Below are 14,356 nucleotides of genomic sequence, written 5' to 3'. Positions count from 1 at the left end.
ATCATCGTCAGCTCATGCGCGATGCGACGTTTTCCCAGTTCACCAAGTTGTCGAGGAAGTTGGTGAGGTACGCGGGGCGCTTGTTGCGGAAGTCGATGTAGTAGGAATGCTCCCACACGTCGCAGCCCAGAAGCGCGGTCTGGCCGAAGCAGAGCGGGTTCACACCGTTTTCGGTCTTGGTCACCTTCAGGCTGCCATCGCTGTCCTTGACCAGCCAGGCCCAGCCAGACCCGAACTGACCACCACCGGCGGCGGCGAAGTCTTCCTTGAACTTGTCGACCGAGCCGAAGCTGTCGGTCAGCGCCTTTTCAAGCTCGCCAGGCATCTTGTTGCCGTCAGGCCCCATCATCTCCCAGAACTGGGTGTGGTTCCAGTGCTGGCTGGCGTTGTTGAAGATACCCGACTGAGCGACGGCATTGGCGTTGTAGGTGCCTTTGACGATCTCTTCGACCGACTTGCCTTCCCACTCGGTTCCGGCAATCAGCTTGGACCCGTTGTCGACGTAGGCCTTGTGGTGAATGTCGTGGTGATACTCAAGCGTTTCCTGGCTCATGCCCTTGGAGGCGAGCGCGTCATGGGCGTACGGAAGATCGGGAAGTGTAAAAGCCATGTTTAGACCCCTTTCGTGGTAAGAAATGTCTTACCCGTTGTCTGATGGGTTGGCTGGCCCCCGTCAAGGGCAGGCCAACCACCTTCACGGGCGATTGTCATGGATTAAACGCGGCGCCCCGGGATGCGTTCCGCAAAAATCCGGTCGGGGCGCAGAAATTTTGGCCGCCATGGCCATCCCCCGGGGGCGCAGGATTCGACCGCGCGACGGCGGCGCTGTTGCGACATGGCGCGGCAGCCGCCGGTTTTGCCCTTTTTCCCAAGCCTGCCCGAGGTTACATGACCCTCATGGATATAATGGATGATCAGCGATGACTGCATTCTGGGGGATCACGGCCGCCCTGGCTTTGGCGGTATGTGTGCTGCTGGTGCTGGCTCTGCTGCGCGGGCGGCGCGACAATGCCGATGCCGGGGCGTTCGATCTGCAGGTCTACCGCGACCAGCTGAAAGAGGTCGAACGCGATCTTGCCCGCGGCGTGATCAGCGAAGAGGATGCCGAACGGCTGCGCACCGAGGTGTCGCGCCGCATCCTTGCCGCCGACAGCAAGGCCGCGCAGACCAGCGATGTCTCCCGCCAGCCGCGCCTTCTGGGCTGGATCGTGGCGGCGGTGATGGTCGCGGTTCTGGTGGGGGGCGGCTACGGCCTCTATGTGCAATTGGGCGCGCCGGGCTATGGCGATCTGGCGCTCCAGGCGCGCAAGGATGCCGCGGCAGAAGCCCGCGCCGGGCGCCCCGCGCAAAGTGTGGCGGAATCCCAGGTTCCGGCCGAAACCAATGCCGAGGTGTCGCAGGAATACCTTGATCTGGTGACCAAGCTGCGCGCCGCCGTCGCCGAACGCCCCGACGATTTGCAGGGCTATACCCTGCTGGCCCGCAGCGAGGCGGCGCTTGGTAATTACGTCGCGGCCTACAAGGCGCAACAGGAAATCCTGCGAATTCGCGGCGATGCCGCGACGGGCGCGGATTATGCCAATCTTGCGGACATGATGATTCTCGCCGCCGGGGGCTATGTCTCGCCCGAAGCCGAGCGTGCGCTCGAGGCGGCGCTGGCGCGCGATCCGAGCAATGGCGTGGCGCGGTACTATGGCGGGCTGATGTGGGCGCAGACCGGGCGTCCCGACGCCGCCTTCCGGCTGTGGGCCGAGCTTCTGAGCGAAAGCCGCCCCGACGATCCCTGGCTGCCGCCCCTGCGCGCGCAGATCGAGGAAATGGCCTTCCGCGCCGGGGCGTTCAACTTCCAGCTGCCCGAGATGGGCACAGATGCCCTGCCCGGCCCGACCGAGGGCGACATGCAGGCCGCGGGGCAGATGAGCGCCGACGAGCGGGCCGAGATGATCCGCGGCATGGTCGCGCGCCTGTCGGACCGGCTGGCCACTGAAGGCGGCACGCCCGAGGAATGGGCCCGCCTGATCGGCGCCTATGGTGTCCTGGGCAACCAGGGCCAGGCCATCGCGATCTGGCAGGACGCGCAAGAGGTCTTTGCCGGGAATGACGATGCGCTCGACATCGTGCGCGAAGGGGCTCGCAACGCGGGCATCACCCAGTGACGGCGCGATGATCGTCGAGGCCATAGAGGAGTTCGCCGCCGCTCTGCCCCGGCGGCAGGCGCTGATGGGGCTGGACCTCGGCGACAAGACCATCGGCGTCGCGGTGTCGGACCTGATGTGGTCGGTCGCCACTCCGATCGAAACCATCAAGCGGCGCAAATTCACGCTTGATGCCGCACGGCTGCAAGAGCTGATCGCGGCGCGCAGCGTCGGCGGGCTGATCCTGGGGCTGCCGCGCAACATGGACGGCTCCGAAGGGCCGCGCTGCCAGTCGACCCGCGCCTTTGCCCGCAATCTGTCGCGGCTCTGGGACGGGCCGATCGGGTTCTGGGACGAACGGCTTTCGACCGTGGCCGCCGAACGCGCGTTGCTGGAGGCCGACACTTCGCGCAGGCGCCGTGCGGAAGTGATAGACCACGTCGCCGCATCCTATATCCTGCAAGGCGTGCTGGACCGGATCAGGCACCTTGACCACACGAACGAAGGACAGGCCCGATGACCAAAGACGTCTGGACCCGGGACGAGGTCGAAAGCCCCTGCGTGAAGATCTGCGTGGTGCATCCCGAGGCGCGGATTTGCACCGGCTGCCTGCGCTCCATCGACGAAATCGCGCAATGGTCGCGGCTGAGTCCCGAAGACCGCCGCCGGATCATGGCCGAGCTGCCGACCCGCGCGCCGCTGCTGGCCAAACGCCGGGGCGGACGCCGCGCCCGGCTGGACCGGGCGGCGGCAAAGGACTGAGGCGCAAGCAATGGCTTGCCGCCCCGGCCAAGGCCGGGGCCGGGTGCCTGTCAGGCCGCTGCCGACACGATGGTCACGTCATCCGCGGTGATCGGGCCGCCCGAATTGACAACAGATGCGATTTCGACCGTGGCCCCGTCGATTTCAAGCGTGACGCTGGAGGTCATGCTGACCGCATCGTAATCCAGCATCAGCGCACCAATGACCGCGTCGTCGGGCACCTGGATCACCAGCGTATCCTCGGCGGTGCTGAAATCGCCGATACTGGCCGCCCCCGTGGTCACGCCGACATCGTAGGTGAAAGTGTCGGCCCCGGCGCCGCCGATGGCCAGCGCCGCGTCGTTGAGCAGAAGCGCATCCGCCCCAGCGCCGCCGTCCATCAGGGTGGACGCACCGGCCAGGCTGTCGTCGCCTTCGCCCCCCGCCTGGGTGCCGCCATCGATCAGAACGTCGTCGCCCGCGTCACCCATGAGCGTGTCATCGGTTCCGAGCGTGCCCAAAAGAGTATCGTTGCCTTCGCCACCGCTGGACTGGTTGGTGCCCAGGCGTCCGTCAAGCAGGTCATTCCCGTCGCCGCCAAAGAGCGTGTCATCGCCTTCGCTGCCATCGACGGTGTCGTCGCCCTTGCCGCCCTCAAGACGGTCGTCGCCGGTGCTGCCGCGCAGTGAATCGTTGTCGTCACCGCCCTGCAGCGTGTCGTTGCCGTCGCCGCCGAAAAGCGTGTCATTGCCAAGCTCGCCATCGACATGGTCGTCGCCCGCATTGCCTTCCAGCCGGTCATCGCCGCTGCGGCCTTCGACCAGATCGTCGCCGTCGCCGCCGAACGCCCAGTCGTTGCCCGCGCCGCCGTTGATCGTGTCATCGCCGTCGCCGCCTTCAAGATAGTCGTCGCCGTCGTTGCCGAACAGAAGGTCGTCATCCTCCATCCCGTAAAGCGAATCGTCGCCGGGCCCGCCGGTCAACGTGTCGTCGTTTGGGTAGCCGTAAAGCTCGTCGATGCCCGGCCCGCCGCTGATGAACTCCGCCGCGCCGCCGCCAAGGATCGTGTCGTCGCCCTCTTCGCCGTAAAGTCCGCCGCCGATGCCGGGCGTCGCGGTCAAGAAGCCATTCACGATGAAATCGTCACCAGCCCCGCCCAGAATGGTGTTCTGACCGTCGTTGGCCGACAGCGCATCGTCACCCGGCCCGCCATCGAGGTAATTGTCGCCCGGCCCGCCGCTCAGCACATCGTTGCCGTCGGTGTCGGTCAGCCGGTCATCACCGGCCCCGCCTTCCAGCGTGTCGTCGCCCGCGCCGCCGCGCAGGTCGTCATCCTCTGCGCCCCCCGACAGGAAGTCGTCGCCGAACCCGCCCTTGAGCAGATCGTCGCCGCGCTGGCCCGAAAGTTCGTCATTGCCGAACTGCCCGACAAGCGTGTCATCGCCCGGCCCGCCCGTCAGCGTGTCATCGCCCTCGCCGCCGCGCACGGCGTCGTTGCCGTCCAGCGCCATCAGCATGTTGTTGGCCGGCCCCAGCGTCAGATCGTCGTCGCCGTCGGTGCCCTGCGGCTCTGGCGTGCTGTCGTCATCGTCGCTGTCGGACGAGAAATCCAGAACGCCTGCAAAAAGGGCAATGCCCAAAAGAATCAATAATCCGTACATGTTAACAACCCCCAGGTTATGGGGAAAAGCTTAGCCTCGAAGCTTGCGGCTTGGGTAGAACTAAAAGTTAATATTTCGTTAACGCCGACAATTGCGGGTTTGGCACGTCATTGAGGCTCGTCGCGCGACGACACTCTTCCTTCGGATGAGCGCCCGGCCGCGCGTTCAATCATCCGCATCCTCGGCCAGCCAGGCGGCCACGCCCCCCGCGATCACCGGGCGGAAGTAGGCGACCATGCGTCCCTCTGGCGGCGCGACTGCCTCCTCTTCCCACGGGGCGACGCCGTGCAGGCACAGCCGGTGCAGCAGCAGCGCCTCGCCCGGATCGGCGGGCAAGGTCACGCGGCGGCAGGTGGCGAACACCTCTCTGCGCGCCGCGACATAGGCGTCGGTTACATCCGTACGGCCCCAGTCGGCGGGATCGATCTGCGCCAGCCGCTGCCGCAGCGCGTGGCGCATGATCCGGTGGCTGCCCTCCCACACCACAAGCGGGCTGGCGCGGCCGTCGCAGGCGGTCAGCGGCAGGCCAAGGATCCAGGCATGCGGTTCGGTGATATGACGCCGCCGGTCCGCCCCTTCGGCGGTCACCCCGTCCATATGCGCCGCATCACGTTTGTGGCGGTAGCCGAAGGCAGCCTCGCTTTCGCCCGCCCGCGGGCGCGGATAGCCGGGATAGGTGATCGACAGCTGCGCGGGATGCAGATCCGGGAGCGGGCGCAGCAGGTCGATGGCTGGACCGGCCAGCGGCACGTCGCCGATGGCGCCGTCCGGGCCCGTGGGCAAGGCATCGACGCCGACGAACCAGGTACCGCCGCATTGCAGCCACTCCGCCTGCATCGCAGGATCCTGCGCCACGCGGCAGCCCACTGCATGCGCCGCCTGCGCCCAGGCCAGCGTCTGCGGATGCGCGGCGATGCGCCGCCACCCGGTCTTTGCGGTGCCCGCTACCATCCCGCCGCCTTGCGCAGCATGTTGAGCGCAACAATCAGCACAAACACCGCAAAGACCCGGCGCAGCAATAGTGCGTCCAGCGCATGGGCGATGCGCGCGCCCAGAGGGGCCGTAATCAGCGTCATCGACACGGCGATCGCAAAGGCGGCAAGATTGACCGCCCCCAGCATGAAGGGCGGGCGCGCGGGCTGGTCGATCTCCACCAGCAGGAAGGCCGCGACCGACGGCACCGCGATCAGCACGCCGAAACCCGCCGCGGTGGCGACGGCGCGGTGCATCGGCACCCCGAAAAGCGTCATCAGCGGCACCCCGAAACTGCCGCCGCCGATGCCCATCAGCACCGACAGGAACCCCACCAGCGGCGACAACACCGCCCGCGTCAGCCCGCGCGGCATCGCGTTCCCCAGCCGCCAGGTGGGCCGCCCGAACGCCAGATAGAGACCCACGATCAGCGCCACCGCCCCGAACAGGATCTGCAGTGTGGCCGAGCGCAGCGCCGACGCCACCAGCACGCCCAAAAGCGCCCCCGCCGCAATGCCGGGCGCCCAGGTCTTCAGGATCGTCCAGTCCACCGCGCCGCGTCCGTGATGCGCCATGACAGACCGGGCCGAGGTCACGATGATCGCCGCCAGCGACGTGGCCAGGCAGATCTGCATGAGCTGCGGGCCGCCATAACCCAGCGTCTGAAAACTGTAGAAGAAGGCAGGCACATGCACGATCCCGCCGCCGATCCCCAGCATGCCCGCCAGCAGCCCGGCAAAGGCCCCTGCGATCATCAGAAGCGCCAGAAGCGGCAGCAGGTCGGCAAATTCGGGCATCGACAGGTCCTTGGGGTGCGCCTGTCGTAGACTATCCGCAGCGCCGGAAGGCAAGCACCAAGATGTACAGGCTCAGCCGACGGCCACCGCGTCCTGTGCCGCCTCGACGCGTTCCAGCGCCTCGAGCATCAGCGCAGACCCGGCGCCATCGCGCGACGCACCCTCGGACAGCACCCGCCGCCAGATCCGCGCCCCGGGCCGCCCGGCGAAAAGCCCCAGCATGTGCCGCGTGACTTGGTGAAGGCGTCCGCCCGCAGCCAGATGCGCCTCGATGTAGGGCAGCATTGCCCGGGCCACCTCTTGCGGGCTTGGCACGGGCGTCGCGGCACCGAAGATCTCGCGATCCGCAGCGGCCAGCAGGTCCCACGGCTGATGATAGGCCGCGCGGCCCACCATTACCCCGTCCATCCCGGCCTCAAGAAAGGCCCGCGCCTGGCTCAGCGAGGTGACGCCGCCATTGACCGACAGGTGCAGCGCCGGGAAAAGCCCTTTCATCCGCTGTACCAGGTCGTAATCCAGCGGCGGGATATCGCGGTTCTCCTTCGGCGAAAGCCCCTGCAGCCAGGCCTTGCGCGCATGGATGGTAAAGCGCTCGCACCCCGCCGCCGCGACCCGCGCCAGAAATTCCGGCAGCACGGTTTCGGGGTCCTGCTCATCGACACCGATGCGGCATTTGACGGTCACGGGAACATCGACCGCCGCCCGCATCGCTTGAACGCAGCGCGCCACCAATCCGGCGTCGCGCATCAGCACCGCGCCGAAGGTGCCCGACTGCACCCGGTCCGACGGGCAGCCGACGTTGAGGTTGATCTCGTCATAGCCCGCCGCGGCCCCCATCCGCGCCGCCTCCGCCAACTCCGCCGAATCGGACCCGCCAAGCTGCAGCGCCACGGGATGTTCCGCGGGATGATGGTCAAGCAGATGCAAAGCCTGCCCCCGCACCAACGCGGGCGCGGTGACCATCTCGGTATAAAGCAAAACCTCGCGCGACATCTGCCGATGAAAGAACCGGCAGTGCCGGTCGGTCCAATCCATCATAGGGGCCGTAGACAATCTAGCGTGTTGATTTATTTTCATTTTTTGTGTATCTTCAAACTGTTGGCGGCGGATGCTGCTACGCTGGAATACGCCCCAATATCCCCGAATTTGCCCCTCTACGACGACTCATTGCACACACAGCGCACACGAAAATGGCCTCCATCACCAAGCTCCCCTCCGGTGCCTACCGGGTCCAGATCAGACGAAAGGGCCGCTATGCGAGCGAGACGTTCCTCCGCCGCGACGACGCCCATCGTTGGGCCCGCCAGGCGGAGACCCGGGTCGATCAGGGGCTGGCTCCGAACAAGTCGTCCGTTTCCCGCCTCCAGACCTTTGGCGACCTCATCGACCTTCATATAACCGATATGTGCGAGGTAGGGAAACCGCCGCGTCGCGAGCCAAGGCCGCCACGCTCACGACGCTCAAGCGCGATCTCCGGCGTTTTGGGATCAAGCAAAGAAGAGAGCCGATCTTCGCGTTCGAGGCGCAGCCGAGAGGCAGCAAAGAACGGCCCCGGATTTCCCAAAACGCCGTTGGGCAAGGAGAAGATCGGGCACCTGGATTGGCAGAAGCTTATCGACTACGGGAAAATGCGTGCAGATCAGGGCGCAGATCCGGTCACTCTCGGGATCGATATCGGCGTGATCAAGATGATCATCACCCATGCGGCAGCCGTGCACGGCCTCGACATCTCTCCGGAGCCCGTCGATCTGACGCGTGTCGCGCTCAAGCGTCACGGCCTGATCGGCAAAGGCACAGAGAGGGATCGTCGCCCCACCACGGACGAGTTGAACCGCCTCTTCCGTTGCTTCGATGACAACGAACGTCTGACGACACCGATGACGCGGATCGTGAAGTTCGCGGTGGCCACCGCCATGCGGCTCGACGAGATCTGCCGCGTCGAATGGGCCGATCTCGACGTCGACCGCCGGATGCTCCTGATCCGCGACCGAAAAGACCCGCGCAACAAGACCGGAAATGACCAGCGCATCCCGCTCTTCGCGGCCACTGGCTTCGACGCTTGGGCGCTGGTCACGGCGCAGGCCAAGGAATTGGGGCACGCAAAGGGCCGCATCTTTCCCTACAACTCAAGATCGGTCGGAACCGCTTTTCGGCGCGCCTGCGTCGAAGTCAGCGTGAAGGACCTGCATTTCCACGATCTGCGCCACGAAGGCACTAGCCGCCTCTTCGAGGCAGGCTTCGCCATAGAACAGGTCGCCCTCGTCACCGGCCACAAGGATTGGAAGATGCTGCGCCGCTACACGCATATCAGGCCTGAAGCACTGCATAGGATGGCCGCCTCGCGCGCGCCATTCTCGTCCGGGAACCTCGCGGCCGAGTGATCCGAGAGTCAGAGGGGAGCCGTCCCGGCCCGTGACGGGTTTGGAGGTCGAGAGAGAGGCTCCCGGCCGCCCGTCGCGGGAGAAAACCCATGAATACCCAAATCATCGATGCCGGGCGTGATATCAGCGGCGGCTACAAGGTGGATGTGTCGCGCGGTGCGAATGTGGACCGGGTGTCGTCCGAATGGTTCTTGCGGCCGGATGATGAGCGGTATCTGTCGCTCGACGATCTCTTCGCCTCGGTAAAGGGCCGGGCGGAGCGGAGCCGGACGCGCACGGTGGAGAGTGCGGCAATCCGGGTCGAGGCGCATCGCGAGAACCCGGAGAAGTTGGGGCTGGTCCTGCCGGGCGCAGATGAACCCATAGCGCCGACACATTGGAGCTTTGGCCAGATCTCCAGCCTCGTCGGCGCGCCCGCGGCATATCTTCGGCAACTTCCCGCGCCGCTGGCGGGCATTAACCTGCAGTACGGGCTGACCAACCACCGGGCTGAGCAGATCAAAACCATGGAGGTCGCGAATGGCCGGACCGAGCTGCGCGCGGTGACCGGCCCCGACTATGGCCGCATCTACGACCACGAACTGGTCTCCGCCGTGCAGCGTATCGCGGGCAATGGTACGGGCGACACGCGCTGGAAAGTGCCGGGCGTGCTCGACTGGTCGACCGGCATCTACAACCCACGCGTGGACGTGACGAAGGAGACGACGACGCTCTACGCCTCGGACCGCGACGTGTTCCTGTTCCTCGTCGATGACCTGAACCCGATCGAGGCGGGGCTGCTGTCCGACGGCTCGCCCGACCTCTATTTCCGGGGGTTCTATTGCTGGAACTCCGAGGTGGGGGCCAAGACGCTCGGCATCGCCAGCTTCTACCTGCGCGCCGTCTGCCAGAACCGAAACCTCTGGGGCGTCGAGGATTTCCAGGAGATCACCATCCGGCATTCGAAATACGCCGCCTCCCGCTTCGCGCACGAGGCCGCCCCGGCGCTCAGCCGCTTCGCCGAGTCCTCGCCCGCGCCCTTCATCGACGGCATCCGCGCAGCGCAGGAGAAGATCGTCGCGCGGTCGGACGAGGACCGACAGGATTTCCTGCGCAAGCGCGGGTTCTCGAAGGCAGAGACGGGGCGGATCGTCGAGACGGTGCTCGCCGAGGAAGGCCGCCCGCCAGAGAGCGTCTTCGACTTCGTGCAGGGGATTACGGCGGTCGCCCGGTCGAAGTCGCAGCAGGATGCGCGGTTGGTGATGGAGGGGAAGGCGAAGGCGTTGTTGGAGGTCTTGAACTAGCCCGTCCTATCGGACCGTTATCTACCTAGAGTTCGGAAAGACCATCGTTATACCCCTGCAACGCCACAACGAGTATCAATTCCCATCGACAAGTGCATTCATCTTTTCATTGAAAAGCCCCAGCGCAGTGCATCTTTGCGCAAGTTCACTTTGGGCACATCCGGTCAACCCAATCATTTACCGCGTCAGATCGAAAATATTTCAAGCTATCTGATTCAGACAAGAAGCCCATCCGTCGCGAATAGTGTTGATATCCATCTGCGGGTTTCGGCCCAACCTTTGAGGTATACCATTCACTCGCGTGGTCCAATAAGATTTGAAAAGAGTAGTTCCTGTTGTTGTTGACTCCCTCAAGACGGGGGTCGAAATACTCAGCTGCTCGCTTATCTGCCGATGTTAGGAATCCCTCGGAGATTAAGCTATCGAACCAGTTTTCTGCACTTCTCAGGTTGGCTACAGCATCTACAAGGTCACTAGACCGTCGGATCTGTGAACTGGTCATGCCATTGTTTCTGAGCGCTTCAACAACACCTTCTCGTGTTTCACTTCGATTCTTAGTTAGGGTTTCAGATATGTATGCTCGCATAGTCGATTCAAAAACCAGAGAATCTGTCTCAAAACTGATGATCGCAAATCCCCACAAGGCTGCCATCTGGGGATTACGCTGAGTATAGTCGAAGAACTCTTTCTCCCATAGCTGAGCACTCGGTGTCATCCCGGACTTGATCCAACGTTCCGCGATCTTGGCTCGCTCATTCTGCCAGTCTCTAACCGCATCTTGCATGTGCGCTACCTTTTCAGGCTCAAGGCGTATATCCCCCTCCAATACAACTTGCTCCAGACGAGCACGCATCTCGTTCCAAGGCCCAACTGTAGTGTCGCCAGAATAGAGATACCTTCCGACCAAATCATTGAGAGACTTTTCGGAGCGAGCGCCCTCATATTCAATCTGAACTTGCCTTGCTAATTCTGCGAGCCGTTGCTGGCAGGGTGGGCATGCGAGCATATGGATTGCTTTCCACAATCCTTCCTGAGCCGAATTCGAAGTTCTGAACGCTTCATATATTTGGCGATCGGTCAGGCCCAGATGAAATTTCGCGACACGTCTAGGTCCGCCCATAGCGCCATGGCTAATCGCATCTACCAAGGTTAAGATTCGAGGAATTATGTCATTGGGTATCTCAGATGCAGTCGGAGTGTGCTGCAACCTCTTGAATTCGACATTCTCCGATGGTGGCGGATCCTTTAAGTACGCTGCAATGTCCGGCTCGACACGCAGTCCTTCGCTAGATCCAGCAGCCACATGCGCCAATTTTCTCAAGAATGTCTCTCCGGCACCTTGCCTGGCCTCCTCGGCTTCCAAGTAAGCCGTCTCAATCTTTCTAGTTGGACTGAAATCCTTCCACATCGCCGAATCGACAAGAGGCCGGTATCCTGCTTCACGTAACGCAGTGGTGGTCCGATCCTCCTGCGAGAACAGTACATCGCCCATCGCTTCGATTGCGCGAAAATCGCCTACGGCGATTTCCCGGTCTTGAGCTTCAGCTACTCCGCCAATACTGACAAAGGAACAAAAGCTCAATAAAATGAGAGCGTTTCGGACAATTTTTGAAATCTGTTTTTGCATCAAATCATCCACTCCAAAATTTCTTAGGACAGGGCTTATACGCTACCATTCGAGGCGATTCGTTGCAATCGACGCAGAAGTTCGCTTCGCTCCATCTTGGCTGCGTCAGACAATTGCGGGTGATCGACAGACAGCAAGATGGATGCCATCATTCGAGGTCCATGCAGCGCAGCTTGTTCGAAAACTTCCAGCCAAAAGTTCTCCAGGCCGACAATGCCCGCGTCGGGTAACTTTCCCTTGCGGATTTGGCCTACATCGACTTTATCGCGGCTCGCCTGACGTCTAGCTTCGTTTATCTTACCAATAAGCGCCCGTGCTTCAAAATGATCGAAACAATCAGCATAAGACCTCGCGAGATTAAAAGCAGAATATTGTTTTACAATTGGCCCAACAGGAAAGTCTTCAACAGAAAAATCGTCGATACAAGCTTCAATCGCTGCATTCGAACCGCTACCGCTTGACCCATCAACTTCAGCCGATTCGCCTCCAATAGTATTTTCGATGACCTCGACGCGCTTGAAGAAGCCATTCAGAAAACTAAGTAAAAGACGATGCTGAATAGATTCTGCGCTTTCTGGCTTTGCAATTGACGAGTGGTCCGAGTTTGGAACTTTGAAAGGCTCGCCAAAATATCTAGCTCCAGAAAATGGCTCTACAACCTGGCGACGTATAAGACCTTTAAAGACAATAAAATTGTCTTCAATCAATTCCTTACCCTCAATCCTTATATCACCAGACTCCTTGAAATTTATGAATTCCTTGTCTAAGTCCAATAGCCATGAATTGGTTTGAGCGAAGCGCAACGCATCTTCCTGAGTGTGACCAAAAAGCCTCGCAAGCGGCGACAGCCAATTAGCGTAATTCGAGCCAAGTGATGGAGAGGCAATCAAAAACAGTCCCAACTCAACGTTTCGATTCTCGAAATCACTTTTTCTCTCAACTATAAACTTTCGAGCAACAATGCCCCCCATACTATGGCAAACAAACGCGATTTGAGAATTATCCAACAGTGCGTCAAGCCGAAAGTACTCTTTAAGGCTATCTATCACATCGCCAAGCCTATATGTCCCCGAGAATAATCCGGTCTTATATGTGAAAATGTAGATTCCGGATTCTTCGAACTGCTTTTCCGCTTCAAGTAGCTTTGGCCAATATTCGCCGTTTTTGTTTTGCCAGCAGGATTCTCCATCCGAGAGAATTCCGTGGATGAATACTATCGCTGTTCCATCTTTGCTGCGCCTCAACCACTGCCCCACCATCATTATCTCCGTTTGAGCAGAACTGAACGGATCGTACCTGATCAAAGCATAGAATATCGCCACAACGTCAATAAATAAAGGTCGGAACTAGACCGGTGAACCGCCGCGTCCGAGGTCATGATTTCATCCCTACCTCGCTTTGGCGCTGAAGGCATTTTCAGGTCTATCTAGAGTGAGAGGGGTGCCGGATGTTCCGTGACGGGTTTGGAGGTCGGGAGAGAGGCTCCCGGCTGGCCTGTCGCGGAGATATCCCGATGACCAAGCAACAGAAACTCACCCTCAGTGATCAGCCCCAGTTGAGTGGTCCGATCTGATTGTTAGTGCATGACTGGCCTTTGGTCCATCTGAACGATGGCTTCTGGCGCTGGCGGGCGGTAGCCCAGAGCACTATGTGGGCGTTTCGTGTTGTAGTGCTTCCTCCATTCTTCGATCAATATTTGCGCCTCGCGTAGGCTGTAGAAGATTTCGCCGTTCAAGAACTCATCCCGGAACCGGGCATTGAAGCCTTCACAATATCCGTTCTCCCAAGGCGACCCGGGTTCGATGTAAGCGGTCTTTGCTCCGACAGCCTCGATCCAGTCCCGCACGGCCTGAGCAACGAACTCCGGGCCATTGTCAGACCGAATGAACGACGGGATGCCGCGCAGGATGAACAGGTCGCTCAAGGTGTCGATGACCTTGCCCGAGTTCAGCTTGCGATCCACACGGATGGCCAAACATTCTCGGCTGTATTCATCGATGATGTTGAGCGTGCGGAACGCCTTTCCATCTTCGGTGCGGCAATGCACGAAGTCATAGCTCCAGACATGATCGCGCCGTTCCGGCCGAAGCCGGACACACGATCCGTCATTGAGCCAGAGCCTCCCTTTCTTCGGTTGTTTCATTGGCACTTTCAGCCCCTCTCGTCGCCACAGCCTTTCGACCCGCTTATCGTTCACATGCCAGCCAGCGTCTCTCAGCAGCGCAGCGATCCGACGATAGCCGTATCGGCCATACTGCCGGGTCAGTTCGATCATGTCGGCCACCAATCGTTCTTCATCCCGGCGGCCAACTGGCACCCTGCGCTGTGTGGATCGGTGCTGTCGCAGTACCCGGCAGGCGCGGCGTTCCGAGACATTCAGCTCGGCACGAACGCGATCAATGCAAGCACGGCGACGAGCGGGGCTTAGAAGTTTCCCTTTGCGGCCTCTGCAAGGATCAGCTTGTCCAACGTCAGATCGGAAACAGCTTTGCGCAGCCGCTCGTTCTCTTTCTGAAGCCGCTTCAATTCCTTCAACTGGTCTGTGCCCATTCCACCGTACTTCTTCTTCCACCGGTAGTAGGTCTGTTCAGTCACGCCAATCTGCCGGATCGCATCCAGTCGCGGCAGACCTTGCCCCGTCAGAACCTCAACTTGCCGTAATTTCGTGACAATCTCCTCGGGCTTTGGTCGCTTGTTGGCCATGTGTTTCCTCCGTTTTCCTAAACATAGCGGAGGACCACTTCAGTGGGGGAGGACCA

At 61.4% G+C, this 14,356-nt stretch carries 13 protein-coding genes; 5 read left to right on the top strand and 8 right to left on the bottom strand.

Annotated elements, in window-relative coordinates; genetic code table 11:
* Positions 1–7 precede the first annotated feature (7 nt).
* Entirely contained in the window at positions 8–610 is a 603-nt protein-coding gene (locus ACOXXX_RS02490; protein ID WP_422824966.1) for a superoxide dismutase, read from the bottom strand.
* A 310-nt stretch (positions 611–920) separates the two neighbouring features.
* Here ACOXXX_RS02490 and ccmI point away from each other — a divergent pair, with 310 nt between their 5' ends.
* The 3 genes from ccmI to ACOXXX_RS02475 are packed head-to-tail and all read left to right on the top strand — an operon-like array spanning position 921 to position 2,897.
* The gene (gene ccmI, locus ACOXXX_RS02485; RefSeq protein WP_422824965.1) at positions 921–2,156 is read left to right on the top strand and encodes a c-type cytochrome biogenesis protein CcmI; all 1,236 of its coding nucleotides are present in this window, start codon (positions 921–923) and stop codon (positions 2,154–2,156) included.
* 7 nt (positions 2,157–2,163) lie between these two features.
* A complete protein-coding gene (ruvX, locus tag ACOXXX_RS02480; RefSeq protein ID WP_422824964.1) occupies positions 2,164–2,655 on the top strand; it encodes a Holliday junction resolvase RuvX in 492 nt (163 codons plus the stop codon).
* Entirely contained in the window at positions 2,652–2,897 is a 246-nt protein-coding gene (locus ACOXXX_RS02475; protein ID WP_422824963.1) for a DUF1289 domain-containing protein, read from the top strand. The genes ruvX and ACOXXX_RS02475 overlap by 4 nt, the downstream gene beginning before the upstream one ends.
* A 50-nt stretch (positions 2,898–2,947) precedes the next feature.
* Here ACOXXX_RS02475 and ACOXXX_RS02470 read toward each other — a convergent pair whose 3' ends face one another.
* From ACOXXX_RS02470 to dusA, 4 genes are all read right to left on the bottom strand, one after another.
* Entirely contained in the window at positions 2,948–4,537 is a 1,590-nt protein-coding gene (locus ACOXXX_RS02470) for a calcium-binding protein (RefSeq protein ID WP_422824962.1), read from the bottom strand.
* A 165-nt stretch (positions 4,538–4,702) separates the two neighbouring features.
* A complete protein-coding gene (locus ACOXXX_RS02465) occupies positions 4,703–5,488 on the bottom strand; it encodes a hypothetical protein (protein ID WP_422824961.1) in 786 nt (261 codons plus the stop codon).
* A complete protein-coding gene (locus ACOXXX_RS02460) occupies positions 5,482–6,306 on the bottom strand; it encodes a sulfite exporter TauE/SafE family protein (RefSeq protein WP_422824960.1) in 825 nt (274 codons plus the stop codon). Before ACOXXX_RS02460 ends, ACOXXX_RS02465 begins: the two co-directional genes overlap by 7 nt.
* Positions 6,307–6,378: 72 nt before the next feature.
* On the bottom strand, positions 6,379–7,383 hold the full coding sequence (gene dusA / locus ACOXXX_RS02455; protein WP_422824959.1) for a tRNA dihydrouridine(20/20a) synthase DusA: 1,005 nt from the start codon (positions 7,381–7,383) through the stop codon (positions 6,379–6,381).
* 113 nt (positions 7,384–7,496) lie between these two features.
* Here dusA and ACOXXX_RS02450 point away from each other — a divergent pair, with 113 nt between their 5' ends.
* Together ACOXXX_RS02450 and ACOXXX_RS02445 are read left to right on the top strand one after the other, a co-directional pair.
* Positions 7,497–8,687 (top strand): site-specific integrase, encoded by a 1,191-nt coding sequence (locus tag ACOXXX_RS02450; RefSeq protein WP_422824958.1) that lies wholly within the window; start codon positions 7,497–7,499, stop codon positions 8,685–8,687.
* An 89-nt stretch (positions 8,688–8,776) separates the two neighbouring features.
* The gene (locus ACOXXX_RS02445; RefSeq protein WP_422824957.1) at positions 8,777–9,970 is read left to right on the top strand and encodes a DUF932 domain-containing protein; all 1,194 of its coding nucleotides are present in this window, start codon (positions 8,777–8,779) and stop codon (positions 9,968–9,970) included.
* A gap of 145 nt (positions 9,971–10,115) precedes the next feature.
* Here ACOXXX_RS02445 and ACOXXX_RS02440 read toward each other — a convergent pair whose 3' ends face one another.
* The 3 genes from ACOXXX_RS02440 to ACOXXX_RS02430 all read right to left on the bottom strand — a co-directional run bounded on the left by ACOXXX_RS02440 (position 10,116) and on the right by ACOXXX_RS02430 (position 14,300).
* Positions 10,116–11,597 carry a hypothetical protein gene (locus tag ACOXXX_RS02440; protein WP_422824956.1) on the bottom strand — a complete coding sequence of 494 codons (1,482 nt, stop codon included), beginning with the start codon at positions 11,595–11,597 and terminating at the stop codon, positions 10,116–10,118.
* Positions 11,598–11,632: 35 nt separating this feature from the next.
* Positions 11,633–12,859 (bottom strand): esterase/lipase family protein, encoded by a 1,227-nt coding sequence (locus ACOXXX_RS02435; RefSeq protein WP_422824955.1) that lies wholly within the window; start codon positions 12,857–12,859, stop codon positions 11,633–11,635.
* A 314-nt stretch (positions 12,860–13,173) separates the two neighbouring features.
* A protein-coding gene (locus ACOXXX_RS02430) for an IS3 family transposase (RefSeq protein WP_422824954.1) occupies positions 13,174–14,300 on the bottom strand; the annotation gives its coding sequence in 2 pieces (ribosomal slippage) (positions 13,174–14,036 and positions 14,036–14,300; 1,128 coding nt in all).
* Positions 14,301–14,356 lie beyond the last annotated feature (56 nt).

Origin of the sequence: Thalassococcus sp. BH17M4-6, assembly GCF_049323015.1 — a bacterium.
In the GTDB taxonomy this organism is placed as follows: Bacteria; Pseudomonadota; Alphaproteobacteria; order Rhodobacterales; family Rhodobacteraceae; genus Puniceibacterium.
This window is presented reverse-complemented; position numbering and strand designations above follow the sequence as displayed.

Coding starts and splice junctions, on each gene's coding strand:
- ACOXXX_RS02490 (WP_422824966.1), bottom strand. CDS start 610: ATGGCTTTTACACTTCCCGATCTTCCGTACGCCCATGACGCGCTCGCC.
- ccmI (WP_422824965.1), top strand. CDS start 921: ATGACTGCATTCTGGGGGATCACGGCCGCCCTGGCTTTGGCGGTATGT.
- ruvX (WP_422824964.1), top strand. CDS start 2,164: ATGATCGTCGAGGCCATAGAGGAGTTCGCCGCCGCTCTGCCCCGGCGG.
- ACOXXX_RS02475 (WP_422824963.1), top strand. CDS start 2,652: ATGACCAAAGACGTCTGGACCCGGGACGAGGTCGAAAGCCCCTGCGTG.
- ACOXXX_RS02470 (WP_422824962.1), bottom strand. CDS start 4,537: ATGTACGGATTATTGATTCTTTTGGGCATTGCCCTTTTTGCAGGCGTT.
- ACOXXX_RS02465 (WP_422824961.1), bottom strand. CDS start 5,488: ATGGTAGCGGGCACCGCAAAGACCGGGTGGCGGCGCATCGCCGCGCAT.
- ACOXXX_RS02460 (WP_422824960.1), bottom strand. CDS start 6,306: ATGCCCGAATTTGCCGACCTGCTGCCGCTTCTGGCGCTTCTGATGATC.
- dusA (WP_422824959.1), bottom strand. CDS start 7,383: ATGAAAATAAATCAACACGCTAGATTGTCTACGGCCCCTATGATGGAT.
- ACOXXX_RS02450 (WP_422824958.1), top strand. CDS start 7,497: ATGGCCTCCATCACCAAGCTCCCCTCCGGTGCCTACCGGGTCCAGATC.
- ACOXXX_RS02445 (WP_422824957.1), top strand. CDS start 8,777: ATGAATACCCAAATCATCGATGCCGGGCGTGATATCAGCGGCGGCTAC.
- ACOXXX_RS02440 (WP_422824956.1), bottom strand. CDS start 11,597: ATGCAAAAACAGATTTCAAAAATTGTCCGAAACGCTCTCATTTTATTG.
- ACOXXX_RS02435 (WP_422824955.1), bottom strand. CDS start 12,859: ATGATGGTGGGGCAGTGGTTGAGGCGCAGCAAAGATGGAACAGCGATA.